Source organism: Pseudomonas sp. 05T35 (assembly GCF_056396605.1).
Window position 1 is genome coordinate 1 of the sequence record NZ_JBFTLU010000965.1, and the last position, 462, is coordinate 462.

Here is a 462-nt window from a genome sequence, read left to right on the forward strand (position 1 = left end):
CGCCTGCTATCGGCCAGATGTCTCGGCTTGAGGTCCTTAATCTGAAAGCGACCCGGCTGGTCCTGACGGAGGGAACCGTAGGCCAACTCGCCGAGCTCACCCGACTTCAGGAACTCGATCTAAGCGAAAATCCGCTCGGTCTCTCGCCGGCAGTGTTTGATATGTCCGAATTGCGTCAACTCAATTTGAGAAGGGCAGAGCTTCGGTCGTGCCCGGTCTTTACTCTCGATTTTCATGGTCTGGAGCGGTTGGATCTGCGTGATAACCAGATTGCCCGAGTGCCTGAATCGGTACGAAAGCAGTCGGTGGTCGAGGGCAATGTCTTGCTTTCAGGCAATCCGCTAACCGACGTAGACAGTCTGCAATGGGTTGTAGCCCATCGAAAGCAGACAGGGATCAATTTATGGATGGGGTCAGCGGTACACGATGTTGCCAGTCCAAACGCGTGGTTGACCGGGCTTC

Annotated in this window: 1 pseudogene; it reads left to right on the forward strand. The window is 55.2% G+C overall.

The window, feature by feature from the left end:
* Positions 1 to 462, forward strand: a pseudogene (locus AC1DH9_RS30935) (dermonecrotic toxin domain-containing protein); the annotation flags it as partial.